23 protein-coding genes and 1 pseudogene are annotated in these 26,270 nt (G+C 72.3%); 8 read left to right on the top strand and 16 right to left on the bottom strand.

Annotation, left to right across the window (positions count from 1 at the left end; translation table 11 throughout):
- The first annotated feature begins 355 nt into the window (after positions 1–355).
- The 4 genes from ACOOHE_RS09270 to ACOOHE_RS09255 all read left to right on the top strand — a co-directional run bounded on the left by ACOOHE_RS09270 (position 356) and on the right by ACOOHE_RS09255 (position 5,683).
- Entirely contained in the window at positions 356–1,396 is a 1,041-nt protein-coding gene (locus ACOOHE_RS09270) for an endonuclease/exonuclease/phosphatase family protein (RefSeq protein ID WP_420457516.1), read from the top strand.
- Positions 1,397–1,419: 23 nt separating this feature from the next.
- Positions 1,420–3,366, top strand: coding sequence for a PAS domain-containing sensor histidine kinase (locus tag ACOOHE_RS09265; RefSeq protein ID WP_420457515.1), 1,947 nt, complete (start codon positions 1,420–1,422; stop codon positions 3,364–3,366).
- An 86-nt stretch (positions 3,367–3,452) separates the two neighbouring features.
- Positions 3,453–4,190 carry a response regulator transcription factor gene (locus tag ACOOHE_RS09260; protein ID WP_420457514.1) on the top strand — a complete coding sequence of 246 codons (738 nt, stop codon included), beginning with the start codon at positions 3,453–3,455 and terminating at the stop codon, positions 4,188–4,190.
- A gap of 791 nt (positions 4,191–4,981) precedes the next feature.
- Positions 4,982–5,683, top strand: a complete 702-nt coding sequence (locus ACOOHE_RS09255; protein WP_420457513.1) for a response regulator transcription factor — start codon at positions 4,982–4,984, stop codon at positions 5,681–5,683.
- A gap of 39 nt (positions 5,684–5,722) precedes the next feature.
- Here the strand turns inward: ACOOHE_RS09255 and ACOOHE_RS09250 are convergent, their stop codons facing one another.
- The 13 genes from ACOOHE_RS09250 to ACOOHE_RS09190 all read right to left on the bottom strand — a co-directional run bounded on the left by ACOOHE_RS09250 (position 5,723) and on the right by ACOOHE_RS09190 (position 19,215).
- Positions 5,723–6,790: a nucleotidyltransferase family protein gene (locus ACOOHE_RS09250; protein WP_420457512.1), complete on the bottom strand. Its 1,068-nt coding sequence runs from the start codon at positions 6,788–6,790 to the stop codon at positions 5,723–5,725.
- 55 nt (positions 6,791–6,845) lie between these two features.
- On the bottom strand, positions 6,846–7,949 hold the full coding sequence (locus ACOOHE_RS09245) for an endonuclease/exonuclease/phosphatase family protein (RefSeq protein ID WP_420457511.1): 1,104 nt from the start codon (positions 7,947–7,949) through the stop codon (positions 6,846–6,848).
- Complete coding sequence (locus tag ACOOHE_RS09240; RefSeq protein ID WP_420457510.1) at positions 7,936–9,741, bottom strand: ABC transporter ATP-binding protein; 1,806 nt, start codon at positions 9,739–9,741, stop codon at positions 7,936–7,938. The genes ACOOHE_RS09245 and ACOOHE_RS09240 overlap by 14 nt, the downstream gene beginning before the upstream one ends.
- Positions 9,742–9,822: 81 nt before the next feature.
- Complete coding sequence (locus ACOOHE_RS09235; protein WP_420457509.1) at positions 9,823–10,611, bottom strand: hypothetical protein; 789 nt, start codon at positions 10,609–10,611, stop codon at positions 9,823–9,825.
- A gap of 370 nt (positions 10,612–10,981) precedes the next feature.
- Complete coding sequence (locus ACOOHE_RS09230) at positions 10,982–11,152, bottom strand: hypothetical protein (RefSeq protein ID WP_420457508.1); 171 nt, start codon at positions 11,150–11,152, stop codon at positions 10,982–10,984.
- 293 nt (positions 11,153–11,445) lie between these two features.
- Positions 11,446–11,610: a hypothetical protein gene (locus ACOOHE_RS09225; RefSeq protein WP_420457507.1), complete on the bottom strand. Its 165-nt coding sequence runs from the start codon at positions 11,608–11,610 to the stop codon at positions 11,446–11,448.
- Positions 11,611–12,205: 595 nt separating this feature from the next.
- Positions 12,206–12,370: a hypothetical protein gene (locus ACOOHE_RS09220; protein WP_420457507.1), complete on the bottom strand. Its 165-nt coding sequence runs from the start codon at positions 12,368–12,370 to the stop codon at positions 12,206–12,208.
- 595 nt (positions 12,371–12,965) lie between these two features.
- Positions 12,966–13,130: a hypothetical protein gene (locus ACOOHE_RS09215; protein ID WP_420457506.1), complete on the bottom strand. Its 165-nt coding sequence runs from the start codon at positions 13,128–13,130 to the stop codon at positions 12,966–12,968.
- 257 nt (positions 13,131–13,387) lie between these two features.
- Positions 13,388–15,472, bottom strand: a complete 2,085-nt coding sequence (locus tag ACOOHE_RS09210) for a lasso peptide isopeptide bond-forming cyclase (protein WP_420457505.1) — start codon at positions 15,470–15,472, stop codon at positions 13,388–13,390.
- The gene (locus ACOOHE_RS09205; RefSeq protein WP_420457504.1) at positions 15,469–15,939 is read right to left on the bottom strand and encodes a lasso peptide biosynthesis B2 protein; all 471 of its coding nucleotides are present in this window, start codon (positions 15,937–15,939) and stop codon (positions 15,469–15,471) included. Before ACOOHE_RS09205 ends, ACOOHE_RS09210 begins: the two co-directional genes overlap by 4 nt.
- A gap of 40 nt (positions 15,940–15,979) precedes the next feature.
- The gene (locus tag ACOOHE_RS09200; protein ID WP_420457503.1) at positions 15,980–16,258 is read right to left on the bottom strand and encodes a PqqD family protein; all 279 of its coding nucleotides are present in this window, start codon (positions 16,256–16,258) and stop codon (positions 15,980–15,982) included.
- Positions 16,259–16,357: 99 nt separating this feature from the next.
- Positions 16,358–16,888 carry a hypothetical protein gene (locus tag ACOOHE_RS09195; protein WP_420457502.1) on the bottom strand — a complete coding sequence of 177 codons (531 nt, stop codon included), beginning with the start codon at positions 16,886–16,888 and terminating at the stop codon, positions 16,358–16,360.
- A gap of 8 nt (positions 16,889–16,896) precedes the next feature.
- Positions 16,897–19,215, bottom strand: coding sequence for a polysaccharide biosynthesis tyrosine autokinase (locus ACOOHE_RS09190; protein WP_420457501.1), 2,319 nt, complete (start codon positions 19,213–19,215; stop codon positions 16,897–16,899).
- Between the two features lie 238 nt (positions 19,216–19,453).
- Here ACOOHE_RS09190 and ACOOHE_RS09185 point away from each other — a divergent pair, with 238 nt between their 5' ends.
- The gene (locus tag ACOOHE_RS09185; protein WP_420457500.1) at positions 19,454–21,265 is read left to right on the top strand and encodes a T9SS type A sorting domain-containing protein; all 1,812 of its coding nucleotides are present in this window, start codon (positions 19,454–19,456) and stop codon (positions 21,263–21,265) included.
- Here the strand turns inward: ACOOHE_RS09185 and ACOOHE_RS09180 are convergent.
- Positions 21,202–21,561: a hypothetical protein gene (locus ACOOHE_RS09180; RefSeq protein WP_420457499.1), complete on the bottom strand. Its 360-nt coding sequence runs from the start codon at positions 21,559–21,561 to the stop codon at positions 21,202–21,204. The genes ACOOHE_RS09185 and ACOOHE_RS09180 overlap by 64 nt on opposite strands.
- A gap of 28 nt (positions 21,562–21,589) precedes the next feature.
- Between ACOOHE_RS09180 and ACOOHE_RS09175 the strand changes: the two are divergent.
- The 3 genes and pseudogenes from ACOOHE_RS09175 to ACOOHE_RS09165 all read left to right on the top strand — a co-directional run.
- Positions 21,590–21,865, top strand: a pseudogene (locus ACOOHE_RS09175) (PA14 domain-containing protein); the annotation flags it as partial.
- Positions 21,756–22,334 (top strand): T9SS type A sorting domain-containing protein, encoded by a 579-nt coding sequence (locus tag ACOOHE_RS09170; RefSeq protein WP_420457613.1) that lies wholly within the window; start codon positions 21,756–21,758, stop codon positions 22,332–22,334. The pseudogene ACOOHE_RS09175 and the gene ACOOHE_RS09170, both read left to right, overlap by 110 nt.
- Positions 22,335–22,459: 125 nt before the next feature.
- Positions 22,460–22,666, top strand: coding sequence for a type II toxin-antitoxin system HicB family antitoxin (locus ACOOHE_RS09165; protein ID WP_420457612.1), 207 nt, complete (start codon positions 22,460–22,462; stop codon positions 22,664–22,666).
- Positions 22,667–22,921: 255 nt separating this feature from the next.
- Here the strand turns inward: ACOOHE_RS09165 and ACOOHE_RS09160 are convergent, their stop codons facing one another.
- Both ACOOHE_RS09160 and ACOOHE_RS09155 read right to left on the bottom strand, forming a co-directional pair.
- Positions 22,922–24,553: a DUF1501 domain-containing protein gene (locus ACOOHE_RS09160; RefSeq protein WP_420457498.1), complete on the bottom strand. Its 1,632-nt coding sequence runs from the start codon at positions 24,551–24,553 to the stop codon at positions 22,922–22,924.
- On the bottom strand, positions 24,553–26,061 hold the full coding sequence (locus ACOOHE_RS09155; RefSeq protein WP_420457497.1) for a DUF1800 domain-containing protein: 1,509 nt from the start codon (positions 26,059–26,061) through the stop codon (positions 24,553–24,555). Before ACOOHE_RS09155 ends, ACOOHE_RS09160 begins: the two co-directional genes overlap by 1 nt.
- Between the last annotated feature and the right edge of the window lie 209 nt (positions 26,062–26,270).

Genomic DNA, 26,270 nt, shown 5'->3' with positions numbered 1-26,270 from the left:
CCGTCTGGTACCCCACCTGACCCCACGGTCGGGGGGCGCCCCCTGCCCGATCTTCGACGCGGGTGGCAGGTCTCGCGACGGGCCACCGGCCCACACGCGCACCGACTCGCCGTCCGGGCCCGACGGGGTACGTTTGGAAGCGCTTCTCACCGACTCCTCAGAGCCACCGGCCCGGCCGATCCTACCCCGTATGCACCCGAGACGTCGCTCCAGGCACAGGCGGACCGCCAACCGGCGCGCGGCGAACGCGCCGCCCCCCACCCATTGGTCGGTCACGCGCAGGGCCCGGCTCAAGCAGCGCCGCCGGCGGGCGTCCCGTCGGCGGTGGGGGCGGGCAGCGCTGTACGGCACGGCCGTGGCCACCGCCGTCGTCGGGGGGATCGGTCTCCTGGCCCGGTGGTCGTCCCCGAGTGCGGAGTGGCTGCCCCAGGTGGTGGCCCCGGCCCTGCCGGTCTTGGGCCCGCTGTCGCTCCCCTTCGCGGTCGCCACCGGCGCGGTCGCCCTCCGCACCCGGAGCGCTGGGGGAGGCGTCGCCACGCTCCTGCTCGCGGCGGTCTTCACCGCCTGGACCTTGCGAACGAGCGCGCCACCATCGGCCGATCACGGGCCGCTCCGTGTGATGACCCTGAACCTCGGCGAGTCCATGCAGCGAGAGGGCGCGGTCGAGGACTACGTGGTCCAGACGCGCCCGCACCTCCTCCTGCTCCAGGAGAGCACCTTCAACCACGGGCCCTACGCTCCGGCCGTCGGCCGCCTGCTCACGCTGGGCGGGTACACGGCGTACAAGGACTCGGTCCAAACGGAGCCGGGGGTCGCGGGGCCGAGGCGCCAGGTCATCCTCAGCCGGCTCCCCGTCCTCGACTTTAGGGCCGGGTTCTTGGGGGCCGAGGAGGTCCACTCCGGCGTCTACAGCCGGGTGCTCGTCGCGTGGGAGGGGGCGGAGGTCGCCGTGTACAACGTCCACCTCCGCCCCTTCAACCCGCGCGCCGGCTGGAGCGCCGACCGGATGCTCGACCCGTCGGTGTGGGCCCAGACGCCCAAGAACCTCCGGTCGTTCTTCGCCGAGCACGCCGTCGAGAGCGAGGCGCTGGCCCGGCTCGTCGCCGCCGAGACGGGCCCCGTGATCGTGGGGGGCGACTTCAACGCGGCCCCCGACCAGTGGGGCCGCGCCGTCCTGGCCCGGACGCTGCGGGAGACCACCGGCCGGTGGCTCCCCGGCGCGACCCGCCCCGACAAGGTCCCCCTCGTCAACGTCGACGGGATCCAGGTGAGCGACGACTGGGCCGTGGCCGACGCCGGGGTCGGGCCGAGCGGGCTCTCGGACCACCGGCCGGTCTCGGCCTCGCTCGCCCTCCGCCGGGAGCCCCAGGCCCCACGTCCGCGGCCGGACCCGTAGGTTCGGACGCGCCCCCTCTGCCCATGCCCCCCGCCCCCGCCTTGTCTCCTCTCGCGGAACCCGTCGCGGACGAGAGCCCGTCCGGCATCGTCGCGTCCGCGCTCCAGCGCGTCTCCCGGTTCCTCGTGTCGAGCTCGGGGACGGACATCGGCGAGGTCCTCCGGCTCATCGGGGAGTCGTTCCACGCCGACTCGGTCTCCCTCGTGGCCGCGCCCGCCGCGCCCGACGCGGAGGACCCGCCGGCCGTGCCCGCCGCGCCGACGGACCTCCTCGACCAGGTCGTCACCTGGACGCGGGAGGCGGGCACGACGCGCCAGACCGTCGGCCCGGCTGCGCCGGACGCAGGCGGGCCCGTGCCCTGGCTCCCGGCGGCCGAGGCCGGCGCCGACGAGGGGCGCCACGCGCTGGCCGTCCCCCTCCTCACCGAGGACGAGCGGCTCGTCGGCTACCTCGGCGTCGAGCGGAGCCCGGACGGGCGCGAGCCGCACGCGGCGTACGAGCGGGCGCTCTCGGTGATCGGCGACGTCCTGGGGACGCACCTCAGCCGCCTGGCCATCGAGGAGGCGCGTGCCCAGACCGAGGAACGGTGGCGCCAGCTCGTCGACCGCCACCCCGACCCGACGCTCGTGCTCGTCCGGGGGAACGTGGCGTACGCGAACGCGGCGGCCGCCGTCCTCCTGCACGCCCCCGCCCCCGACGCGCTCGTCGGCCGCCCGTTCGAGGACTTCATCTCGGCCGAGGAGGCCGGCCGGATCGCCGGCGCCCGCGACGCCCAGCTCCAGACGGCGACCCCGGTCCCGTTCGAGCACGTCGTGATCCGGGCCGACGGGGACGAGCGCGTCGTCGAGTCGGTCTCGGTCCCGTTCCCGGGGACCGTCGGCGGGGTCCAGACCGTGCTCCGCGACGTGACGGAGCGGAAGACGAGCGAGGACCGGTACCGGACCTTTATCCAGGCCATCGCCGAGGGCGTGTGGCGGGTCCGGCTCGACCAGCCCGTCTCGCGCCAGGCCAGCGCCCGGGCCCAGGCCGACCACGTCTTGCAGCACGGGCGGCTGGCCGAGCTCAACCCGACCATGTACGAGATCCTGGGCGGGACCCACCGGCAGACGGTCGGGCTCGCGCTCGGCCACGTGGTCGGGCCGTACAGCCGGGGCCTGGTCCGGGCCTTGGTCGCGTCCGACTACAACCTGCGGGCCTACGAGATCACGACGCACGAGCCCGGGGGGGTCCGCCACTTCTCGATGAACGCCGTCGGGCGGTTCGAGCGGGACCTGCTCGTCGAGATCTGGGGGAGCTGCACCGAGATCACCGAGCGGGTCGAGATGGAGCGGCGGCTCGTCAACGTGCTCGAGGACCAGCAAGAGCGGATCGGCCGGGACCTCCACGACAGCGTGGGCCAGCTCTTGACCGGCGTCCGGATGCTGAGCGAGGGGCTGGCCCGACGGGCCGAGGGCGGGCCCGAGGAGGAGACGGCGGCCCGGATCGCCGCGTACTCGGCCGAGGCGCTCGACCGGGTCCGCGCGATCTGCCACGGGCTCGTCCCGCCCCAGCTGTACTCCGAGGGCGCGGCCGGCGCCCTCGCCGAGCTCGTCGAGCACGTCGACGCGCTGGGGGCCGCCCGGTGCGTGTTCCGCCGGGACCCGGCCACGGACCTCTCCGACCCGGCGGCGGCGCTCCAGGCGTACCGCGTCGCCCAAGAGGCGATCTCGAACGCGCTCCGCCACTCCGGCGCCGGCGTCATCTGGGTCTACCTCGGGCGCGACGAGGACGACGTGGTCGTCGAGATCGAGGACGACGGGGTCGGGTTCGAGCTGAGCGCGGACCGGGCCCGGTCCATTGGACTCTACGGGATGTCCCGTCGGGCGAGCAGCGTCGGCGCGTCGCTCGCGATCGAGACGGCCCCCGGCGCCGGGACGACGGTCCGGCTGACGTTCCCAAACGCGGCCCGGGCCCCGGCCGAGACGTCGTGACACGGGCGTAACCCGGGCAGAGAACCGAGCGGCGACATTGTTGGCACGCTAATTGGGTAGTCCCTTCTGCACCCCCCTCCGAACGCATGCCCGTTGATCGACCGACCCCGTCCCGGACCACCGTCATGATCGTGGACGACCACCCGGCGGTCCGGGACGCCGTGGCCCGGGCCGTCGAGGCCGAGCCCGACATGGCCCTCGTCGGCGTGGCCGGGTCGGCCGCCGAGGCCTTCGACGTCTTGCGCGAGGGGCACCCCGACGTGGCCGTCGTCGACATCTCGCTCGGCGACGCCCACGGGCTCGACCTCGTCCAGAACCTCCGGGCCGAGGCCGACACGCTGGCCGTCGTCGTGTTCTCGATGTACGACGAGGCCGTCTACGCCGAGCGGGCGCTCCGGGCCGGGGCCCTCGGGTACGTCCGGAAGTCGGAGCCGACCTCGACGGTGACCGAGGCGATCCGGGCCGCGGCCGACGGCGAGATCTACCTCGCGCGGCGGGCGGCGAGCCGGCTCCTGGCCCGGGTCGCGTTCGGGGCCGGCGGGCCCGGCGACCGGTCCGGCGACGGGGCCCCGGGCGGGGACGGGGCGGCGGCCCGGACCGGGCTCGACGAGCTGACGGACCGGGAGATGTCGGTGTTCCAGCTGCTGGGCCAGGGCCGGCCGACCGACGACATCGCCGACCACCTCAACCTCTCGCGGAAGACGGTCGAGACGTACCGGCGCCGGGCCAAGGAGAAGCTCGGGCTCGGGTCGGTCACCGAGCTCCTCCAGTTCGCCATCCGGTGGACCTACGCACAGGAGGAGCAGCCGCAGATGCGCGTCTGACCGTTCGGTGGCCCGGGCCCGGACCGCAGGGGCCGGGCCACACCCCTCGTCCGTGGACGGATCGTCCGTGGACGGATACCGCGACTGGGACCTCCGCGGTACGGAGCGGGAAGACCACCGAGACCGCTCCCTCGTCATCCTGGCGAAGGACCTGCGGGACGCTGGCGGTCGAGGAGTCGAGAGCCGAGGTCTCCGGGGCGAGCCTGGGACGGGCTCCCCGCCGGTGCCCGGGTCGGCGGGACGGCCCCCGTCTGCGACAGCGCGCGCGACGTGGGCAGGTCGGCGAGCAGCGCCTCGATGCGTCGGTAGCCTGGCCGGCTCGCTCGAGCCGGCCGGGGTCGGCGCCGACCGACCGACCCGCCGAGCACTCGCCCTCCAGCGCTCCGCCTTGGCCTGGAAGCGGGACCGTCGCGGCGCAGACGGAGAGGTTCGGTGTGGAGACCGGGCCCGCCAGACCCATCCGAACGACCGATGCCGGCGACACCGACGGCGCGCGCGCTGTGCTCCTCGGACGGGGATTCCCGGAACGGCGCATCAGGACGTGCGCCAAGTCTCGTGGGGGAACAGTGGACAGAAGCGCTTCCTCCCGCCGTCGAGTCTGAGTAGGTTGGCCCGGAGTCGGTCCCCCGGCACGGAGGGGCCCGAGCGACCCGCCACCGACCTCGAACGACGGGGTCTCGCTCCTCCGCCCTGCTATGCTGCCCACGCCCCCCGGAGCCACGACCTACCGTTCTCCGTCGATCCACCCCCTCCTCTCCCCTCCTCTATTGTCGCTCGTCGCCCGCTCCCACGTGCCGATCCGAGTCGCCGTCGTGGACGACCACCCGGCGGTCCGGGACGCCGTGGCCCGGGCCGTCGAGGCCGAGCCCGACATGGCCCTCGTCGGCGTGGCCGGGTCGGCCGCCGAGGCCTTCGACGTCTTGCGCGAGGGGCACCCCGACGTGGCCGTCGTCGACATCTCGCTCGGCGACGCCCACGGGCTCGACCTCGTCCAGAACCTCCGGGCCGAGGCCGACACGCTGGCCGTCGTCGTGTTCTCGATGTACGACGAGGCCGTCTACGCCGAGCGGGCGCTCCGGGCCGGGGCCCTCGGGTACGTCCGGAAGTCGGAGCCGACCTCGACGGTGACCGAGGCGATCCGGGCCGCGGCCGACGGCGAGATCTACCTCGCGCGGCGGGCGGCGAGCCGGCTCCTGGCCCGGGTCGCGTTCGGGGCCGGCGGGCCCGGCGACCGGTCCGGCGACGGGGCCCCGGGCGGGGACGGGGCGGCGGCCCGGACCGGGCTCGACGAGCTGACGGACCGGGAGATGTCGGTGTTCCAGCTGCTGGGCCAGGGCCGGCCGACCGACGACATCGCCGACCACCTCAACCTCTCGCGGAAGACGGTCGAGACGTACCGGCGCCGGGCCAAGGAGAAGCTCGGGCTCGGGTCGGTCACCGAGCTCCTCCAGTTCGCCATCCGGTGGACCTACGCACAGGAGGAGGACTCGTAAAGAGCGCGCGGACGGCCGCGGGAGCCCCGGTCGTCTCCCTCACCTCCGCGGGTCCGCGAAGGGCTCGCTCAGCCGCCGAGCGGCCGCGTAGCTCGCGTACCGGAGCCAGCCCCGGGGCCCGTCCTGCACCAGCGTGTTCAGGCGCACGCGCTCGGCCCACGTGCGGCTCGTGTCCCGACCGCTCGTGACGAGGTACCCTTCGACGTCACGCGCGAGCAGGACGGCCCGCCGGTCGCGGCGGGCGTCGTCGAGCAGGCTCGGAGGGAACGTCGCCCCGACCGCGCCGGAGGCGACGAGGACGCCCAGGTAGAGCGTCCGGAGGGCCCCGTCGCGACGAGCGCGATCCCGGACGGCCTCCCAGTCCTCGACCAGCCCCCCCACTTCTGCCAAGTCGGTCGCCAGCCGGAGCCGGTTCCACTGGTCCTTGAGCGCGTTGACCGCCAGGGCCAGGAACAGGTCCTCCCAGGAGAGCACGGGGACCGTCGCGCCGCCGGCCTCGAGGTCGCGAGACCGGCTCAGCACGTGGTCGAACGAGGGCGCGTACGACAGGCCGAACGGGACGAGCCTCGTGTGGACGTCGACCGTGGACGCGAACCCGTCTTTCTGACGGCCGAACGTGTACTCGCCGTGGACGGACAGGTACGCCGACTGCTGCGCCCCACTCCGCTTCCGCTCGTTGAAGTCGAGGTCCAGCAGGGCCCTCTCCACCAGCGGGAACGACTCCCGCGAGATCAGCAGGTCGATGTCGACGAACGGCCGTTTCCCGACGCTCCCGTACGCCTTAGCCAGCGACGGCCCCTTGAGCACGAGGAAGGGGACGCCGTCGGCCTCGAAGCGGTGCGCGATCCGGGCGGTCTCGGCCGTGAGGAACAGGACGTGGACAGTGCTCTGTTGGACGTACGTCCTCAGGGCCTCGAACACGTCGGCCGGGACGTGCTCGGCGTAGTCTCGGAGGTGGACGTAGAGCAGGGGCAGAACGCGGTGGTGCGCGCCCAGGGACAGCACGCGGTCCCAGTCGAGGGCGCCCGCCGCGAGGTCGTGGAACGCCTGGGCCTGCTCCGGCCCGAGCTCCGCCCGGGCTCCGAGACGGATCAGCTCGAACTCCACCAGAGGCAGGGGCTCGGGTGGGCCAGGGGATCTCATCTCGGACACGGTCGGGTCGTCAGCGGGGCGGGTCTGAATCGGACAAGAGTACGACCTCCGCGAGGACGGCGCGGTGGTCGGAGAGGCCTTTCGGACCGACCCACCCGGACCGGACGGCCCACTGGGGGCTCGCCAGGACGCCGTCGATCCGGACGAGCGGGACCGAATCGGGGAAGGTAAACCGAGGGCGGAGGCGGGGATGCCGGAGGGCGTCCCGGTGGCCGGCCGCGATCCTCGCATACGCCCACTGGTCGGGCGTGCTGTTGAAGTCTCCCAGGACGAGATAGGGCAACGCCTCACCCGCCAGGACCCCTCGGAAGGCCTCGGCCTCGTCGGCTCGCCGGACGAGGTCGTCGCGGAGAGAGCGGCCGGCCCGGCGCCACCACGCCCCGCCCCGACCCTCCGCCGCCCGCGCAAACGACCTCAGGTGGACGCTGTACACCGCGACCCGGCGGCCGTCCCAGACGAGCTCCGTCCGCGAGTACGTCCCGGCCCCCTCCCCGTCGGCGAGCGCGCCCTCGCTGCGAGAGACGAGGGGGAGCCGGCTAAACACGGGGTCGTTGACGACCGTGTGCTCTCGGACCTCCGGGTACGCGATCCGGTAGGCCCGCCTCCCAACGAGCGCCTGGGAGCCGGGCCGGGCCGCGAGGAGCCACCCGTCGGGCCACGCCGCGTTGGGCTCGGCGATGAGCGGGGCCTCCTGCAACCCGACGACATCGGGGCCGGCCGCGTCGAGCACGGCGCCGATGGGGCCCGCCGAGCCGGCGCCCACGTTGAGCGACAGGACCGTCAGGCCCGGTCCGCTCCCGGGCTCGATCCAGGGGAGCCCGCTCGTCCGCAGCGCCACCGTCGCCGCGAGGACGAGGTGGAGGGCCGCTGCGGCTCCCCACGCCGTCCGAGAGCTGCCGGAGACGGCTTTCGAGGCCATCCACACCCCGACGCCCACGGCGAGGAGCGCTCCGGGCGTCAACGCGAGCGCGGCGACCTGGGGCCACCACGCCACGTCGGGCGGGACCGCCCGGGCCGCCAGGCCGGCGGCCATCGCCACGATCAGGACCGCGTCGGCCGCGACGAGGGCGCCCCTCAGGAACCGTCTCCGAGGCCCCCGCTCATCCCGGCTCATCGCCCCACGCATCGACCTCCACGGCGTCGCGCGGGCCCTCCGCCTGCTCGGCCCGCCGGGTCTGCTCGCGCCAGGACTCGGCGTAGCGCCCGCCGAGGTCGAGGAGCTCGCGGTGGGTCCCCGTCTCGATCACCCGCCCGGCGTCCATCACGTGGATCACGTCGGCCTGCATGGCGACCGTGAACCGGTGGGTGATCACGACGGCCGTCCGCCCCTCGACGAGCGCGCGGAACCGCTCGAACCACTCCATCTCGGACCACGAGTCCATCGCGCTCGTGGGCTCGTCGAGGGCGATGATGGGCGACTGCCGGAGGTAGGCCCGGGCCAGGGCCACGCGCTGCCACTGGCCCCCGCTCAGCTCGCCGCCCTCGTAGAACATCTTCCCGAGCTTCGTGTCGAGCCCCTTGGGGAGCCGGCTCAGGAACTCGTGGGCCCCCGCCTGGCGCGCCGCCTCGACCACCGCTTGGTCGCTGGCGCCGAGGTCGGCGAGCCGGATGTTGTCGCTGGCCGCGGCCTGGTAGTGGACCGGGTTCTGGAAGAGGACCGAGATGTGGTCGAGCAGGTCGCGCCGCTCGAACTCCCGGAGGTCGGTCCCGTCGAGCAAGACGCGGCCGGACTCGATCTCGTAGAACCGGCACAGGAGCTTGACGAGCGTGCTCTTCCCCGCCCCGTTCTCGCCGACGATGGCCGTCACCTTCCCGTTCGGGAGGTGGAGGTCGAGCCCCCGCAGCGAGGGCCGGGTGGCGCCGGGGTAGGTGAACGTCACGTCCTCGAACCGGATGCCGTCGACCAGTTGGTCCGGGACCGGCACGGGGTCCTCGGGGTCGGCCTGGGCGGGCTGGATGTCGAGGAAGTAGAAGAGGTCCTCGAGGAAGAGCGTGTTCGCGTACGCCTGCCCGACCCCCCCCATGAGCGACCGCATCAGCGAGAGGCCCTGGTTGAGGGCCTGGTAGAACAGGGCCAGGTCGCCCAGCGTGCCGGGCCCCCCAAACGCCCGCCGCGCCACCCACAGCAGGACCCCGCCGAGCGTGAGCAGCCCGAGGAACGACGCGCCGAACGTGGCCACGGACTGCCGGCGGAGCAGGTCCAGGCGCTCCGTCCGGAGCACCCGCCGGACGTCCTGGTACATCTCGGCCAGCGGCCGCCCGGCCCCGAACAGCCGGACCTCCGCGGCGTAGTCCGGGTAGACGACCATCAGGTTGAGGTAGTCGGCCCACCGCTGCTTCGACATCGACCTGCGCCACCAGTCGTTGTACAGCCGGTTGTGGCGAGACAAGACCGCGAGGGCCGGCAGCGTCCCGCCCAGGAGCGCCAGCGGGAGCCACCACGCGTACTGGACCGCCAGGAGCGCCGCGATCGACGTGAACGCGAGCCCGTCCCGGAGCAGGGACCCGATGTTCTGGAGCAGGCTCAGCGCCCGCTGCCCGGCCTGCGTGTTCGAGTGCTGGAGCTTGTTGTGGTAGTCCTCCGACTCGTAAAAGGCGTAGTCGACCTCGACGGCCTTCTGGTGGATCTTCGCCCGGATCTGGTCCTGGACGTACTCGCTGTGCGACGTCTGGATGTACCCGACGGCGCTCGAGAGGGCCCGCTGGAGGACCACCAGGACCACCATGATGCCCCCCCAGAACGCCGCCGGCCCGACGTTCTCGACGGAGAGCCCCCCCCCGATCGCGGCGTTCGCGCTGTCCACGACCCGCTTCGTCGTGTAGACGACGGCGGCCGGGATGGCGCCCTGGGCTAGCAAGAGGGCGAACCACCCCGCCGCGAGGCCCGGGGCGGCGGCCCACACCATCCGGATCGCTCGCGCCGCGTGCGCAGTACGGACGCGAGCCGCGCTGAGGTGCCTCTGGATCCCCATAGGTGGAGGTGCTACCTAGGAGCCGGTGGGTCCGGGGGACGTGGACTCCACTTCCGCCTCGACCAGATCGCACAGCGCGTCCATCCCGTCGAGCCCAAACCGACGACGCAGCTGGGACGCGGGGACCGCGCGCGCCAGACTCGCGCACTGGCCGAAGTGAGCGCGGCGGTCGTCCGCCGCGCTCAGGACCTTCTGGCCCCTCGTGTGGTAGAGGAACTGGGCCATCGCCTCCCGAACGGGGATCCGAACGGCCCGGTGGGCCTCGGACGGACGCGGGTCCAGGACGAACACGTGGGCCAGCGACGCGGGCTCAGTCGAGAACGCCTCTTCCCACTCGACGTGCCTCTTGGTCGTCCGCTCGTGCGCGACGCCCCTCTGGTTCTGCCCCTGATCGGCGACGGCGTCGGCCGCCTCGGGCGAGAGCCGCATGGAGGGGTGTGACGGGATGGCCGTCGGCAGGCCCGCCGTCTGGTCGAGCCCGTCGACGACCAGGAGGTCGTCGGTGAGCAAGCTCCAGCCGCGCGTGACCAGCGACGCGGCCAACGTCGACTTGCCCCACCCGGAGTCCCCTACGAAGCCGACCGCCACGCCATCCTTCGAGACGCCCGACCCGTGGAGGACGAGGAGCCCCCGCTGGCGGAGGAGGACCGAGAACAGCTCGCCCGAAACGACTGCGCTCGCGAACCCCGGATCCGCCTCGGGATCGATGTCGACGGTGAGGCGGGACCCAGACGCGATCTCAGCCCGGAGGATCTCCGGTGCCACCGCGTAGGCACGCCCATCGGGCTCGGACGGCGCGCGCACGGTCCCGGCGGCCACTTCGACGTCGTAGGCACCCGCCGGGGCTGAGGGGGAGAAGCCGGGCAGCTCGACCTCGGAGGAGATGGACAGTCCGAACGCTCGGTACGAGCGTGTGACCCGATCAGTGGTCGATCCCATGGAGCAGGTGGTCGCTCGGTACGCTATCTGTGGGTTCCGTCAGAACGAGGGCCGCCCGACCGGGGGCCCATTTACGGGCGTGCTCACGCCAGGACCCGACCGAGGCGCGCGTCGCGGCGATCACACGCGGAGATGGACGCCGGTTCGACTCGCAGACGGACATCATACGAAGGCCCGCGCCGGCGTACCGGCGCGGGCCTCGCTAACAAAATCAGAGACGCGGCCGACTAGGCGTCTACTCGGCCGCGTCGCAGACCAGGTTCCTGCAGATGTCGAACGAGCCCTCGTCTGCCGGGATCTGCGGGAACTCGGAGACGTCGGGGGCCGGGGAGGTCCCGAACGCAGCCGTGAGGCTGGTGATGCCGCCGATCGGCTCCAGCGCCGGGGAGGTGTAGGTCTTCTTCATGGGTGAGCCCAGGAGGAAAGGAGGAGGAGGAAAGTGACACGCCGATACGGCGCGGCACCGGTGGAGTCGTCAAACGCCGAATCCCAGTCTACCTCGTGCTCCCCATATGTGCAAGCGCCTCTGCTCTCCATGGCGATGAGCCATAGGCGCCTCCCCTGTAGCCGGTCCTCCCTCACGTGTCGCTCGGCTAGTCAGAACAGGCGCCCGCAGAGGTCCTCCGAAAGGGTATATAAACGCCGAGAGCCCACGCCGGGGGTCCGGCGTGGGCTCTCAGGGGTCGGACGGTCAGCGAGCTAGTCGCCGCACTCCAGCTCCTCGCAGATGTCGAACGAGCCGGTCTCGGCCGGGATCTGCGGGAACTCGGAGACGTCGGGGGCCGGGTCGGTCCCGAACGCAGCCGTGAGGCTGGTGATGCTGCCGACCGCTTCGAGCGACGGGGTGGTGTAGGTCTTCTTCATGGCTGAGCCTGGAAAGGGAATAGGGAGAGAGGCAGGGGCCTCGGGGGGACATCGCCCGGATGGGGCGGTGGGCATGGACTAAAGGATACGCCCCGATTGGGGTCACCGCAACGCGCGCCGGAGGCCCGGGAGCAGACGAGACCCACGACACTCGGTAAGGAGATGGAGGCGCCGAGTCATAGGTAGATACTGAAAAACGGGCTTTCTGTTCCCCACGCCCCGATCTGGCCGACGTAGTGGTGCAGAGTCTCATCTCGCCGGTGCGACTGGAAGCCCTCCCTTGACAGGCCTCGCTCAGCTTCCCTGCGTCGGAGTGCCCGACGCGGACGAGCCATAAGTGTCAGGGACTGCGCGAGGGAGGGAACCGATGAGAACCTGTCGAGGGCTCGACCTCCCCCCGACGGCGTGCTCGACTTGGGCTCCACCCTCTCTGCGGGAGGGGCTATGGGTGCGAGAACAGGGCCGCCTCCGGGACCCCGACAGCTTCTGATGGGGGCTCAGCCCAGGCACAACCAGCCGGACGCCTCCGCATAATACAGGAGAGCCCGCGCTGGGATGTCCAGCACGGGCTCTCAGGGGTCGGACGGTCAGCGAGCTAGTCGCCGCACTCCAGCTCCTCGCAGATGTCGAACGAGCCGGTCTCGGCCGGGATCTGCGGGAACTCGGAGACGTCGGGGGCCGGGTCGGTCCCGAACGCAGCCGTGAGGCTGGTGATGCTGCCGACCGCTTCGAGCGACGGGGTGGTGTAGGTCTTCTTCATGGCTGAGCCTGGAAAGGGAATAGGGAGAGAGGCAGGGGCCTCGGGGGGACATCGCCCGGATGGGGCGGTGGGCATGGACTAAAGGATACGCCCCGATTGGGGTCACCGCAACGCGCGCCGGAGGCCCGGGAGCAGACGAGACCCACGACACTCGGTAAGGAGATGGAGGCGCCGAGTCATAGGTAGATACTGAAAAACGGGCTTTCTGTTCCCCACGCCCCGATCTGGCCGACGTAGTGGTGCAGAGTCTCATCTCGCCGGTGCGACTGGAAGCCCTCCCTTGACAGGCCTCGCTCAGCTTCCCTGCGTCGGAGTGCCCGACGCGGACGAGCCATAAGTGTCAGGGACTGCGCGAGGGAGGGAACCGATGAGAACCTGTCGAGGGCTCGACCTCCCCCCGACGGCGTGCTCGACTTGGGCTCCACCCTCTCTGCGGGAGGGGCTATGGGTGCGAGAACAGGGCCGCCTCCGGGACCCCGACAGCTTCTGATGGGGGCTCAGCCCAGGCACAACCAGCCGGACGCCTCCGCATAATACAGGAGAGCCCGCGCTGGGATGTCCAGCACGGGCTCTCAGGGGTCGGACGGTCAGCGAGCTAGTCGCCGCACTCCAGCTCCTCGCAGATGTCGAACGAGCCGGTCTCGGCCGGGATCTGCGGGAACTCGGAGACGTCGGGGGCCGGGTCGGTCCCGAACGCAGCCGTGAGGCTGGCGACGCCGCCGAACGTTTCGAGGCGCGGGGCCTCATAGGTCTTCTTCATGTGACTTACCTCTAAAGGGTAGGTGAGTGGAGCAAAATGGGCGGACGCCCTCAAGCGGGGAACGATGAGCCGTCCCCTATCAATCCTAAAGGGTACTGAAGCCGCTCCACTTAGCACACCTCCGTCCCCTCCGATCGGCGTCTCGACGAGCCTTTGCGCCAGACCTCACGAGCTCCGTCCTCCAATGGAGCATGCCCCGACGGATCAGGGCGCACGTCAGCGCGCCGGGGTCCCTCTGACAGCGCCGTCCCTGACGGTCATTCGTTGGATCGCTCGGGGAGAGATTCGCGTCGCCTCAGCCACAGGAGAGCCGTGATCCCGGCGCTCAGCCACGCGATCTCCCACTCGTTGAACGTGTCCGGTTCGTTCTGCCCTCGGTCCCACAGGGCCCGGAGCTGCTCCAGGTCCAGGTACGCTCCCGCCGAGCCCGGCCGGTCGAGCAAGTCTTGGACGGCCTCGGGCTCCGAGTCGAACACGAACGCTTGGTTCTGGGTGCCGTAGTGCATCTTGTTCATCCGGGCCCTCACCATGTCGGGGAGTCGCGTGCCCATCGCCTCCCGCATCACGGCCCGGGACCACCCGTCGTGGAGCTTGGCCCCGCTCGGGACGGCGAGGCAGTACTCGATCAGGCGGATGTCCATGAACGGGTGCCGGGACTCGACGCCGGACGCCGCGGCGTAGAGGTCCAGCTTCTCCAGGTTGCCCTCGACGAAGCCCGACCGCAGCGTCCGCAGCTGGGTCTCTTGCGCTCCGAACTCACCTCGGCCGTCGAGGTGCTTCTCTAGCGCGTTCTCCGCGAGGCGGTCGAGGAGCCCGACGCGGCGGGCGAACTCCGGGTTGATCGTGGGCGGAACCCGACCGCTGGCGGAGGCCTCCGCCGCCCGCTGGGCCATACCCCGACGAACGGACGCCGGCAACAAGATCTGCTTCCAGTACTGGCGGAGCGGGCCCGTCTTGGGGGCCCCGAAGTGGCGGTGGATCTCGTAGGACGCGCGGGCGAACTGGACCAGCTTCTTCTCCTCGGCCCACCACTGGAGGACCGGGGCCACGTAGGCGCTGGCGATCTGGGACGGGCGCTGGTAGGACAGCTGGGAGTGGTACGCCTCCTGGTCCGCGGCGGCGCGGGCGAACGCCGCTTCGGCCCCGGCCCGCAGCGACTCCCAGTCGCCCGCCAGGGCCTGCTCGGAGAACCACTCCCACCCGTGCCCGACCGCCGTGTCGCCGTCCTGGCCCGTCAGCAGGACGCGGACCCCGTGCCGCCCGGCCTCCCGAGCCGTGAGGTAGTTGATGAACCCGTTGCCTCGGACCCGGATGTCGTCGAGCGTCTCGAAGATCTCCGAGTACAGCCGGACGATCCCCTCGCGCTCTGGGAACACGTAGTGGGGGACGGCGGCGGAACCGAGCTCGTCCAAGATGGCCTGGACGAACTGGCGCTCGTCGCTCTGCGGGTCGGTGTACGCGAGCGAGACCGTGTGGAGAGGGAGCTCGCCGTGGCCCTCCGCCAGCACGTCGGCGGCCACGACCGTCACCGCCGACGAGTCGAGCCCCCCGCTCAGCTCGGACCCCACGGGGAGCGCGCTCCGGGTCCGGCAACGCACGGCCTCGTCGAAGATCTCGGCCAGGCCCTCGGCGTACGACCCCGACGGGGCCGGGTCGGCCGGCTCCAGGGTCCAGTACGAGCGCTGCGTCACCCCCACCGGCCGGGCGGTGAGGACGTGGGCGGTGGGCAGCTTCTCAACGCCGACGAACGACGTCCGGACCGGCTCGTAGAGGCGCGCCGAAAGCGACTCCGCCAGCCGGACCTCGTCCAGGACCGGGGCCACCCCGTCGAGCTCGAACAGGGCCTTCGGCTCGGTCGCGAACGCGAAGAGCTCGCCCACAACGTGTGTTGTGTAGAGCCGCCGGATCCCGAGGTGGTCCCGCGCGCAGACGAGGTGCCCCTCGCGGCGATCCCAGACGGCGAACGCGAACGCGCCCAGCAGGTGGTCCACGCACCCGGTCCCCCACCGCGCGTAGGCCGCCAGCACCACGCTGCTGTCGGGGACGACGTCGGCGTCCAGACCGAGCGCGCTCAGGTCCGACCGCAACTGGGGGATCAGCACGTCGCGGTTGTCGATCCGGGCGTCGGCGGTGAGGGCGAACGGGCCGGCCGCCACCGGGAGCCGTTCGACGAGCGACTCCCGCGTCGTGTGCAGCATGCCGTGCCCCAGCCCGACGCTGCCCTCGGCCCAGACGGCCCGCCCGTCTGGCCCCCGATGCTCCATCCGGTCCACCATCCGCCTCACCTCGTCGCCCTCGACCGGGCGGCCGTCCAGGCGCAACACGCCAGCGATTCCGCTCATGGGAGCTCACCTGCGAGGGCTGGCTCGGGCTGCCGGCCCACCGGCCGGAACGGCGAGTACGTCGCGGTGGAGTGGGCGCCCCCGATCACCACGGTCCCGCCGTGCTCGAGCCAGGCGTGGGCCTCGAAGCCCCCCCCCTCGTTCCGCATCGCCCCGAGGCAGAGGACCGTCTCCACCCCCTCTTTCCGGAGGAGGTGGCGGGCGACCAGCGCTTGCGTCAGGCACGGCTTGTTGCGGAGCAGCCGCTTCGACACGGCCCGGACGGCCCAGACGGTGATCGCCGCCCGGTCCCAGTCGGGAGCCCCGGCGCGCACGGGGGCCGACTCGAACGCGGCCGCGACCTTCCGCCAGGGCAGCGCGAAGACCACCGGCCGCGTCCCGACCACCCAGACCAGCGCGCGGCCTAGGGCAGCCCAACGCCGCCACGACAGGCGCGTGGCCGTCCGGAAGATGCGGGTGAGCGCCATCGTGTCGGAGAGGGAGGCGGCGGGGCGGGTCGTCGTCAGGTCAACGGGCCGTGACGAGACCGCGGCGGTCGAGGTCCGCGACGAACACCCGAACGTCCGCCTCCAGCCGGGCCCGGTCGACCTCGTACTCCGTGAGGAGGTGGTCGACCACCTGAGAGAGCGTCATCCCGTCGCCGATGAGGGCCAGGATCCGGGCGGCGACCTCGTTGAGGCCGAAGTACTCGCCCTCGACGGGATCGAGGACGACGGCCTCCCCTCCGAGATCGGCGACGGACAACCCGGGGAGGACCGACAGGACGGTATCAGGAGACAGAGCCATTCTCTGAGCAGGAATTGTGAGCGCCGAGGAGAGACCGGACCGAGAGCCGGCGCCAACGACCGGGCTACGCCCCACGCCCGAGGCCGCGTCTCGGCCGGGTCAGTTGACTCGGGTGTAGAGCAAGATGAATGCCGATATCACCGAGGCAACCCGGCTCACGACGTTGAGCCCGTCCAAGAACGTAAACGGCTCCTCTATCTCCTCCGTCTCGATCCTCGACTCGATGACGTCGCCCGACATCAGAGTCGGGTGTTGCCTCACGTCGGCGAGGATGTCGTAGGTCGTGGACTCGTAGATCGGGCGTAGGCCCCCGCCCCCGTCTCGGAGGACGCGGACGGTGGACGTCACGATGGTGCGGTTGGTGGAGTCGGACCGGGCCGTGCCGCCCATGAGGGCCAACGTCTCGATAAAGCTCGTCCCCTGCTGGATCCGGTAGATCCCGTTTCGGATCCCGTCCCCCAGCACGACGAGCTCGATGGTCGGCGCGCCGGGCTCCGCGAAGACGAAGTAGGCCGTCCCTCGGGAGTCAGGGACCCCGATGGGCCCCGGGTCTGTCTGGGCGGCCGGCGCCAACGCTGGCAACAGAGCAACGAGCAGGGCCCCCGCCAGGGCGAGGGGCGCGCGAGGCATCGAGACCATCAGTTGAGGGAGGGCTTGGCCGAGAACTTACCCTTCTTCTTCTTCTTGGCCGGGGCGGTGTCCTTCGTGTACGGCCCGTACTTCGAGTACGCCCCGTACTTCGAGTAGTGGCCGTAGGTGTAGGCGTAGCCGAACGCATTGTCCAGCGAGAACCGGTTGAGGACGGCCCCGATCACCTTCGCCCCGACGTCGTCGAGGTGGGACACCGCCTGCTGGATGTCGCCCGACTTCGAGAGCCCCGAGCTGGTCACAAACAGGGTCGCGTCGGCCTGCGTCGAGAGGAGGACGGCGTCGGTCGCAGCCAGGACCGGCGGGCTGTCGAGGACGATGACGTCGACGACCTTCCGGAGCCCGTCGAGGAGGGCCCGGATCTCCGGGGACCCCAAGACCTCCGCCGGGTTGGGGACCGTCCACTGGTCGTCGCCGGCCGCGCCACCGGCGGGCACGACGAACAAGTTGTCGACGCCGACGCGGAAGGGCTCGAGCGCCTGGCGGATATCGTCGGGCTCGGAGAGGCCGCGCTGGACAAACTGGAAGAGGCCGGAGCCCGCCGGGACGCCGAACTCCTCGTGGAGCCGGGGGCGGCGGAGGTCGGCGTCGATGATGACCGTCGACCGGCCGGCCTGAGCGAACGCCGCCGCGAGGTTCGAGGCCGTCGTCGACTTGCCCTCGCCGGCCCCGGCGCTGGTCACCAGGAGCGTTTGCACGACCGTGTCGGGGCGGCTGAACTGGATGGCCGTCCGGAGGTGCCGGTACACCTCCGACGCCGGCGAGAGCGGCGCGTGGATCGTGACCAGTTGCGAGGCCATCTCGTGATCGCCCACGCGGATCGTCTCGGCCCCACCCAAGATGTCCTCGACGACGGCGTCCATGTCGGGGACGACCTCGAGGACGGGCAGGCCGAGGGCCGCCACGTGCTCGGGTTTGTAGATCCGGTTGTCGAGCTTGTCCTTCGCGAAGGCCAGCGCGACCCCCAAGCCCAAGCCCATGCCCAAGCCGAGGGCGAGGGTCCGGAGCCAGCCGGGCCCGTCGGGGAGCCACGGGACCGGGGCCTCGCGCAGGATCCGGGCGTACCCGGGCTCCGAGGCCTCCAGGACCCGCATCTTCTGGAGCTGTTCGGCGACCGACGAGTAGGCGCTCGACGCCGTCTGGCGGTCTTGGGAGGCCCGCTCGAGCGAGATCTCCTCGGAGGGGGCCCGCCCGAGCTCCGACGAGACCTGCCCGATCCGGCTCCTCAACTGGCCGATCCGACCGTCCAGGCCCGAGAGCTCGATCCGCTCCTGGGCCGCCTGGTTCTGGAGGTTGTTGACGTAGGACAGGGCTTCGGCTGGGGCCGCGATCCCGCCGGCCCCCATGACCTCGTTGATGTAGCGCTCGCCGAGCTCGGCCTTCTGGCGCTCCAAGCTGGCCAGACGGGTCCGGATGGCCCGGGCCGCGGCCTCGTCGATGGCCGCGCCGCGCGCCTCGCGCTCCTGGAACGTCCGGAGCCGGCCCTCCTGCTCGGTGATCTCGCGCTCGATCGTCGAGATCCGCCGGTCGGTGTCCGACCCCATCCGGTCGGCGAGGTGGGGCGTGATGTCGTTGAGCTGGTCCTCGATCGACTGGAGCCGGTTCACGCGCATCTGGCGGTCGATCTGGGCCTCGCTCAGCGCCGACTCGAGCGAGGACAGCTGGGAGAGGAGCGCGTTGTTCCCGAGCGAGGCCGCGCCGGCCGACGACATCCGGCCGGCGACCTTCGCGTCGGCCGAGGTGACCTCGCCGCGGAGCCGGTCGGCCTGCTCCTGGAGGAACTCCCGGGTCGAGGTGAGGTAGCTCCGGCTCGAGATTTGGGTCTGAGCGACGTACTCGATCGCGTGGGCGTTGGCGAGCGCCGCCGCGGCCTCGGGGCTCGTGCTGGTCGCGCTGATCTGGATCCCGCTCGAGACGTTCCGGTCGGCGAGCGAGAACGAGACGCTCCCCGGGGGGACCCGGCCGTACTCGCTCTCCAACCGCTCCTGGACCCGCTCGCGGATCCCGCGCGAGGCGTTGAGCACGAAGAGCTCCGTCTGGACGGTCCGGCTGTCGCGGACGAACAGGTCCGGGGCCGTCGGGCTCTCGCCGACCCCGCCAGCGCCGCCCTTCCGGTCCAGGTCCACCAGGACGAGGGCCGAGGTCCGGTACACCGGGGTCCGCGTCAGCGCGTAGGCGGCGGCCAAGAGGCCGCACAGGAGGAACGTGATGGCGATGAGCCATCGCCGACGGTAGAGGAGGTCGAGGATCTCCTCGACCTGCTGGACCCCCCGAGCGCTCCGGCGGGGTTGGGATTCGGACGGGAGCATGCGCGGGCGCGGCTGGACCGCGGGAGTGGATGGACCAGAGTACACAGTACGGCTTCTCGACGGGGCCAACCGGGGAGTTGAGGTCAATGAGGCGTGCGGTTCTGGCGCACGCACCCGGCCATTCTCACCGGCACCGGGGATCGGGGACCCCGACGTAACGGACGACAGACGAAGCCGGTGCCCATTCGCACTCCGAGACCGAGGGGGTGATACGGGTGGGGTCCCCCCCTCCCCCAGCATGGCCTCCCTCCTCGCGCTCCTCGTCGCCTTCGCGGCCCCCTCCCCCTCGGCCCCGTTCGCGGGGTGCCACACGCAGACCGGCACCAGCGCGGTCATCATCGTGCCGGCGTCGCCCTCGGTCGAGATCCCCAGCGGCCCGATCCAGCCCGGCGACGCCATCGGCGTGTACGGGCCGGACGGGTCCTGCGTCGGGTGGGCCCAGTGGGACGGCCAGGCCCTCGCGCTCTCGGTCTGGGCCGACGACCCGGTCACGCCCTCGGCCGACGGGTTCCTCAACGGGGACGTCCCCGAGTTCAGGGTCTACGACGCCTCGACGTCGACGACGTACGTGGGCGACGAGGTCGCCTTCGCGTTCGAGCCGTTCGCGGTGGTCTCGGGCGGGCTCGCCGCCGAGGGCGTCTACGTCGTCGCCGAGGCGCCCGAGACCGGGACGAGCCTGGTGGTCACGGGCAACACGGGCGTCCGCTACTTCGGCGTGCCCGCTAAGGGGGTCACCGTGGACGACCTGGCCCGCCAGACGCTCGTCCGCGGCGTCCCCGGGTACTACCCGGACGCCTCGTTCGCCAACCTCTGGACCGGCTACGACGCCGTGACCGGGGACTGGGCCGCGTCGTCGGGCGCCGGCGAGGTGATCGAGCTCGGCCGGGCGTTCCGCTGGCTCGTCTACGACCGCGTGTTCGGCGACCCCGAGAAGAGCGCGAGCGTGGGCCTCCCGTTCACGCTCACGACCGAGCTCCCGGCCAACACCGACGACGTCGAGGTCGAGCTCAACACCGAGGGCTCGCGGTTCACGTTCCTCGCCAACCCGTTCGGGAAGTCGCTCGACCTCACGGACGTCCACGCCTGGCCGGGCAGCGAGAACCTCCCCCCCTTCTCCCCGGTCTGGGTGTACGACGCGGCCACGCGGTCGTGGGAAGCGTCGCCCGAGTCCATCGGGCCGTGGGAGGCGTTCCGCGTCCGGTCGAAGGGGTCGCGCCGGAACGACCGGCCGCGGACGCTGACGATCCCCTACGCGGTGCCGACGTCGAACGACCTGGTGCAGGACGAGGAGGAAGTCCGCCTGTCGTTCTGGCTCGAGGGGATGGGCGTCGACGGCGACCCGGTCCGGGACGGCGCGATGACGTTCGCGTTCTTCGACACGGCCCAGCCCGCGTTCGACATCGGGGAGGACGCCGAGAAGTTCCAGCCGATGTCGGAGACGTACGCGCTGGTCGGGGCCCGCAACGGGTGGGCCTTCCTCGGCCACGACGCCCGCCCGCTCGAGGTCGGCGAGATCTCGCTCGCGATGGAGACCCGGGGGACGCTCTCCGACTTCACCCTCCACTGGGCCTCGGAGAACCTCCCGCTCGGCACGCCCATGTCGCTGGTCGACCTCGCCACCGGCGCCGTCGTCGACCTCCACACGGCGTCGGAGTACGGGTTCACGGTGGCCCCGCGCCCGTCGCTCCCGGAGGCGCTGGAGTCCGACTTCGCGAACGGCGCGGCGGCCCAGGACCGGTTCGTCTTGCGCATCGGGTCGTCGCTGGCGACGGGCGACGAGGGCCCGGCCCAGATCTCGCTCTCGGCGCCGACCCCGAACCCGTTCGCCGGGAGCACGCGCCTGACGTACGAGACGCCGGAGGCCGGCCCGGTCCGGGTCTCGGTGTACGACGTCCGCGGCCGCGAGGTCGCCGTGCTCGAGGACCGCCCGGTCCAGGCCGGCCGCCACGACGTCCAGCTCGACGCCCAGTCGCTCTCGGCCGGCGTCTACATGGTCCGCTTGGAAGCGACCGGCCACGTCCTGACGCGCCAGGCGGTCGTGGTCCGGTAGCACCGCCGCCCCGTCGCTCGGTGCCCCACGCGACGTGCGAGCGGGCGCCGAGCGACGGCGTTGTCAGCGCGGGCGCTGCGGGTGGGCGGAGGCCGAAGCGCGACCTCTAGCGCCTCGGCGTGGATCTCGACGGGCCGCTCGGCGCGCTGGCGCCGGACCAGGTCGGCCTCGGCGGCGAAGGGGGCCAGCGGCGGCGGCGGGCTCGGCCCCGCCGCCTCGGCCCTGCGGTCCGAGACCTCGACCACGGCCCAACGGCCGTCGCCCGCCGAGGCGAGGACGGGTCGGTCGAGCGGCACCGTGCGCCGGCTGCTCAACCTGGACTGGATGCTCGCGCACGGGCCCGGCATCGCCCTGCCCGGCACGGTGCCGGAGGGGCTCCTGGCCGAGTACTACGCCACGCCCGACCTGACCGGCCCGGCCGTCACCCGCGTCGACCCGCAGGTCAGCTTCGACTGGGGCACCGGCGCGCCGCTCGAAGGGATGCCGACGAGTGGGTTCTCGGTGCGGTGGACCGGCCTGCCCCGCGTGCCCGAGACCGCCACCAACCGCTTCACCACGGCGACCGACGACGGCGACCGGCTCTGGATCGACGGCGAGCTGGTGGTCGAGGTCTCGGACGGGAGCGGCTTCCGCCAGGAGGCCGGCTCCGTGTCCCTCGCGGCCGGCGAAGTGCCGATCTGGATGGACTCCCGCACGGCCGAGGCCGCGCTCTTGTGGAGCCGCGCCGGCGTCCCGAGCCAGACGCTCCGGCAGGAGCTCCTGGTCGCCGCGGTCGGCACGCCAGCGGAGGACGGAGGGCCGTCGGGCGCGGCGTCGAGCTGCTCCCCCCCGCCCCAACCCGGCGGGTCGGGCCGTCGACGTGTCGTTCACGGTCGCCACCGCCGGCGAGGTCGTAGTCGAGCTGTTCGACGCTTTGGGCCGGCGCGTCCTCCAGGTGGTCGACGGGCCGCTCGCGGCCGGGACCCACTCGGCCCGCGCCGACGTGTCCGAGCTTCCGACGGGCATCTACGCCTTGCGCCTCACCGCCGGCGGCGACACGCGGACGCACCTGCTGACGGTCGTGCGCTAGGACTTCCATCCGGCCGACTCGCGATGTACTCGGTCGACGGGCAACAGATCAAACCGGTTCGTGCCCCTCTGAGCTCGAAACCAGCAGGGAGAGCCTACGCTCGACACCGCCCAACCGGAAACCCGATGACCTACCGAGCCGCGCTCCACACGACGGACGAAGGATACTCCGTCTCCTGCCCCGGACTCCCTGGCTGCTGGTCCGAGGGAAAAACGGAAGGAGAGGCTCTGGCCAACATCCGAGACGCGATCACTGAATACCTCGCGGTGGTGGCCCAGGAGCTAGCCGAGCGAGACGGCGCGGAGGTCCGGGAGGTCGAGGTCGCCGCCTGAGGTGCCCAAGCTGCCAGGCGTCAATCACCAGTCTGCAATCCGGGCGCTCTGAAAGGCTGGGTTCGATGTCGTGCGCGAGGGGAAGCGCTCGATCATGAGCGACGGACGGCACATTCTGACGATCCCTCGGACGAACTCAATCGACACGCTCACGATGGGCGGGATCGTGCGCGATGCCGGTCTAAACCATAGAAGAGTTCAAACGGCTCCTGTGAGAGCAGTCCCTTGTTGCCTCCACCCGGACCGCGGCACCGGTCAGCGCACGACGCTGAGCGTCTGCGTCCGCGTCTCCGCCCCCGCTTGCAGGCGGAGCATGTAGAGGCCGGCCGCCAGCCCGTGCGCGTCGAGCTCGGCGACGTGCGCGCCGGCGTCGTGTGAGCCCGAGGCCAACGTCGCCACCTGGCGGCCCGACGTGTCGTAGAGTGCCACCTCGGCGGGCCCCGGGTCGGCCAAGCGGTAGCGGACCGTGGCTCGCGTCCGGACTGGGTTCGGCGCCGGGACCGAGAGGTCGAGCGCGGGGGCGGGAGCGGTGGGCGTCGCCGTCGAGGCCTCCGCGGGAGGCACGCCGAGCAGGTCGAGCGGGGCGTAGGCGTCGCCCAGGATGGACCCCGTGACGGCCGCGTCCAGGCCGAGCCACGAGCCCAGGACGGTCGAGTAGACGTTGCGGAAGTCGGTCGAGTGGGGCAGGTTGCCCTCGGCGTCCACGCCGGCCAGGTCCGGGCCCGTGCCCGAGAACCCGCCCGCGACGCTGGGGCCGAACAGGAACAGCGGGGCGGCCGTGCCGTGGTCGGTCCCGGCCGAGCCGTTCTCGGCGACGCGGCGGCCGAACTCCGAGAACGTCATCGTCAACGTCCGCTCGGCGTCGCCGCTGGCGGCGAGGTCCCGGTAGAACGCGGAGACCGACGCGCCGAGGGTGCGCAGGAGCGCCTCGTGCCGGCCCTGCTGGCCCGAGTGCGTGTCGAAGCTGCCCAGGCGGACCAGGTAGACCCGGGTCCCCAGGCGCCCCTTGATGAGCCGGGCGACGGCCGCGAGCGAGCGGCCCAGGTTCCCGCTCTGGTAGTCGGTCGGGTACTCGGCCGCGTTCGCGACGCCGCGCGCCGCCTCCTGCATCCGGCCGAGGTACTGGTTGGCGTTGTTGGCCACCGAGCGGACGAACGAGGCCCGGCGGCCGTAGCCCGTGTCGGGCAGCCGCGTGGTGTCGTGGAGCTCGCCCGAGACGACGATCTGGTCGAAGACCTGGGGGTTCGGGAGCGTCACGCCGTCCTGGCCGTCGGGCCCCGTCATCATCAGCGGGTACGACGTCCCGATCTGGACCGACGGCGGGACGGCGACGTCGCCCCGGACGGCGGCGGCGGCGCTCGCCGACCACCCGGTCTCCCGGCCGGGCCCCTCCGGCGTCTCGGACGCCGAGGCCCAGACGTCGGCCCCCTCGAAGTGCGACAGGCTCCGGTTCTCGTAGCCCACGCTGTGGACGATCCCGACGTGGCCGTCGCGCCACATGTCGTGGACCGGGGCCAGCGCCGGGTGCAGCCCGTAGTCGTCGTCGAGCCGGAGCGTGTCGGCGGCCGAGAGCGCGAGCGACGGCCGCGCGGCGTAGTACAGGTCGTTGCGGACCGGGACGACCGTGTTCAGCCCGTCGTTGCCGCCCTGGAGTTGGAGGAGGACCAGCACGCGGTCGGTCCCGAGCGACCGGAGGCCCCCCATCAGGCCCGGGCTCCCGAGCGCGCGCGCGGCGGCGGCCTCGGCCGAGGCCCCGTACAGGACCGACGCGCCGGCCGCCGCCAGGCCGGAGCGGACGAGGAAGTCGCGGCGCGTCCAGGCCTGGTGGTCCGCGTCGTGGGCGTGGCCGTGCTCCAGGCCGACGGCCCGGTGGGAGTGCGTGCACATTAGCGGAGCTGGTAGTCGGGCAGGGCCACGAGGTGCTGGACGTAGGCGGGGACGCGCTGGCGGCCCCCGCTCTCGGTCGGGTCCCAGGCCTCGGCCGGCGTGCCGGCGAGCAGGGCCTCGGTGAGGTCGTCGAGGTCGTCGTCGCCGGGCGGGCGGGCGAAGAGCTCGGCGCAGAGCTCGCCGGCGAGCGCCCGGGCCTCGAAGGCCGCCGGCCGGTCGGCCGCCGCGTCGGCGAGCGAGCGGCGGTGGACGTTGACCTCCCACTGCCCGTAGCGGACGCGCTCCAGCAGCGTGCTCGTGTTGATCCAGGCCTCGCCGTCGCGCCAGCCCTTGACGTCGGGCGGCTCCAGGAGGTCTTGGCCGAGCTTCCGCATGTTGTTCTTGTACCGGACGACCTGCTCGTGGGCGGCCTCCGGGTCGGCGTCGGGCGGGAGGGGGAGGCCGAGGACGAACTCGGCCGGCGACTTGACGAGCGCGCCGACGTGGGTATCGTCGTAGAAGTGGGCGCTCTTGAGCAGGGCCCGCACGACGGGCTCGATCCGGAACTCCGACGCGACGAGCCGCGCCGCCAGCCCAGCGATCACCCCGGCGTCGGGGTCGAGCGACACGAACTCGCGGTAGAGCTTGGCCGCGAGGAAGTGGGCGATCTGGGCCCCCCGCGCCTCGAACAGCAGCGGGACGACGTCGTCGTAGCCGAACGCCCCGGTCCGCCCGAAGACCGTCTTCTCGCCCCCGTCGAACCGGCCCGGCGCGAACGTGACGAACGGCGTCTCGGTCGCCGTGACGCGCCACCCCGTCAGGGCCCGGGCCAGCTCGGAGACGTCGGCCTGGGTGTAGTTGGGGGTCCCGTCGGGGCCGGCGATCCCCATCGTGAACAGCTCGAGCAGCTCGCGGGCGTAGTTCTCGTTCGGGGCCCCCTTCCGGTTGAGGTGGCCGTCGAGGTAGCGGAGCATGAGCGCCGTCGTGCCGATGGCGTGGACGGTCTCGCGGACGTCGCCGAAGGCGCGGTCCCGGAGCAGGCTCCGGTAGCGGAAGACCCACGGGGGCATGACCTTCCCGGCCACGTAGTGGTTCGACCAGAACACCGTCATCCGCTCCCGGAGCGACTCGCCCAGGCGCTCCGTCGGGTCGGCCAGGCCGCCGCCGAGGAGGCGGCGGATCGTCCCGTGGTACAGCTCGTCGTAGGCCCGGTCCTGGACCTCCTTGAACGCCGTGTCGTCCTCACCCCGCTTGGGGTGGACCAGGCCGATCCAGTCGGGCTCGGGGAGCCCGGGCCGGCGGACGGCCGCGTCGACGATCCGGTCGACGGCGGCCTCGGGCGTCTCCCCTAGGATCCGGCGGACGTCGTCCGGCGAGGCCCCGACCGACACGCGCCGGAGCAGGTGCCGGACCTTCGTCTCGTCCCACGGGTCGGACGCCGACGGGACGTACGGGGACAGGTCGGCGGCGCGGGCCGTCGGCGGAGCGGCCGGCCGGCGGAGGCGGAGGAACGAGCGGCGGTCACGCACGGGGATGGGAGCAGCGTCCCCCCCGGTATCGACGGCGCGCGCCTCTCGCGCCGTCAGTGGACGCCTTCGGAACGCTGGCGCTGCGTTCGGTCGGTCCCAATTCGGATCCTCGGCGGCGGGCCCAGACGCGCCCGGCCGGCGTCACCGCCTCGTTCGGTCACGGCCCCGTGACACCGCCCCCACCGAGGGCCGATTCTGAGACGGCCGGC

The organism is Rubrivirga sp., from assembly GCF_965213695.1.
GTDB lineage: Bacteria > Bacteroidota > Rhodothermia > Rhodothermales > Rubricoccaceae > Rubrivirga.
This window is presented reverse-complemented; position numbering and strand designations above follow the sequence as displayed.

Excerpts from the sequence above, each read along its gene's own strand:
- ACOOHE_RS09260 (WP_420457514.1), top strand. The coding sequence starts at position 3,453 with ATGCCCGTTGATCGACCGACCCCGTCCCGGACCACCGTCATGATCGTG.
- ACOOHE_RS09215 (WP_420457506.1), bottom strand. The coding sequence starts at position 13,130 with ATGAAGAAGACCTATGAGGCCCCGCGCCTCGAAACGTTCGGCGGCGTC.
- ACOOHE_RS09165 (WP_420457612.1), top strand. The coding sequence starts at position 22,460 with ATGACCTACCGAGCCGCGCTCCACACGACGGACGAAGGATACTCCGTC.
- ACOOHE_RS09225 (WP_420457507.1), bottom strand. The coding sequence starts at position 11,610 with ATGAAGAAGACCTACACCACCCCGTCGCTCGAAGCGGTCGGCAGCATC.
- ACOOHE_RS09230 (WP_420457508.1), bottom strand. The coding sequence starts at position 11,152 with ATGAAGAAGACCTACACCTCCCCGGCGCTGGAGCCGATCGGCGGCATC.
- ACOOHE_RS09220 (WP_420457507.1), bottom strand. The coding sequence starts at position 12,370 with ATGAAGAAGACCTACACCACCCCGTCGCTCGAAGCGGTCGGCAGCATC.
- ACOOHE_RS09190 (WP_420457501.1), bottom strand. The coding sequence starts at position 19,215 with ATGCTCCCGTCCGAATCCCAACCCCGCCGGAGCGCTCGGGGGGTCCAG.
- ACOOHE_RS09195 (WP_420457502.1), bottom strand. The coding sequence starts at position 16,888 with ATGCCTCGCGCGCCCCTCGCCCTGGCGGGGGCCCTGCTCGTTGCTCTG.
- ACOOHE_RS09210 (WP_420457505.1), bottom strand. The coding sequence starts at position 15,472 with ATGAGCGGAATCGCTGGCGTGTTGCGCCTGGACGGCCGCCCGGTCGAG.
- ACOOHE_RS09245 (WP_420457511.1), bottom strand. The coding sequence starts at position 7,949 with ATGAGCCGGGATGAGCGGGGGCCTCGGAGACGGTTCCTGAGGGGCGCC.
- ACOOHE_RS09265 (WP_420457515.1), top strand. The coding sequence starts at position 1,420 with ATGCCCCCCGCCCCCGCCTTGTCTCCTCTCGCGGAACCCGTCGCGGAC.
- ACOOHE_RS09160 (WP_420457498.1), bottom strand. The coding sequence starts at position 24,553 with ATGTGCACGCACTCCCACCGGGCCGTCGGCCTGGAGCACGGCCACGCC.
- ACOOHE_RS09185 (WP_420457500.1), top strand. The coding sequence starts at position 19,454 with ATGGCCTCCCTCCTCGCGCTCCTCGTCGCCTTCGCGGCCCCCTCCCCC.
- ACOOHE_RS09205 (WP_420457504.1), bottom strand. The coding sequence starts at position 15,939 with ATGGCGCTCACCCGCATCTTCCGGACGGCCACGCGCCTGTCGTGGCGG.
- ACOOHE_RS09240 (WP_420457510.1), bottom strand. The coding sequence starts at position 9,741 with ATGGTGTGGGCCGCCGCCCCGGGCCTCGCGGCGGGGTGGTTCGCCCTC.
- ACOOHE_RS09200 (WP_420457503.1), bottom strand. The coding sequence starts at position 16,258 with ATGGCTCTGTCTCCTGATACCGTCCTGTCGGTCCTCCCCGGGTTGTCC.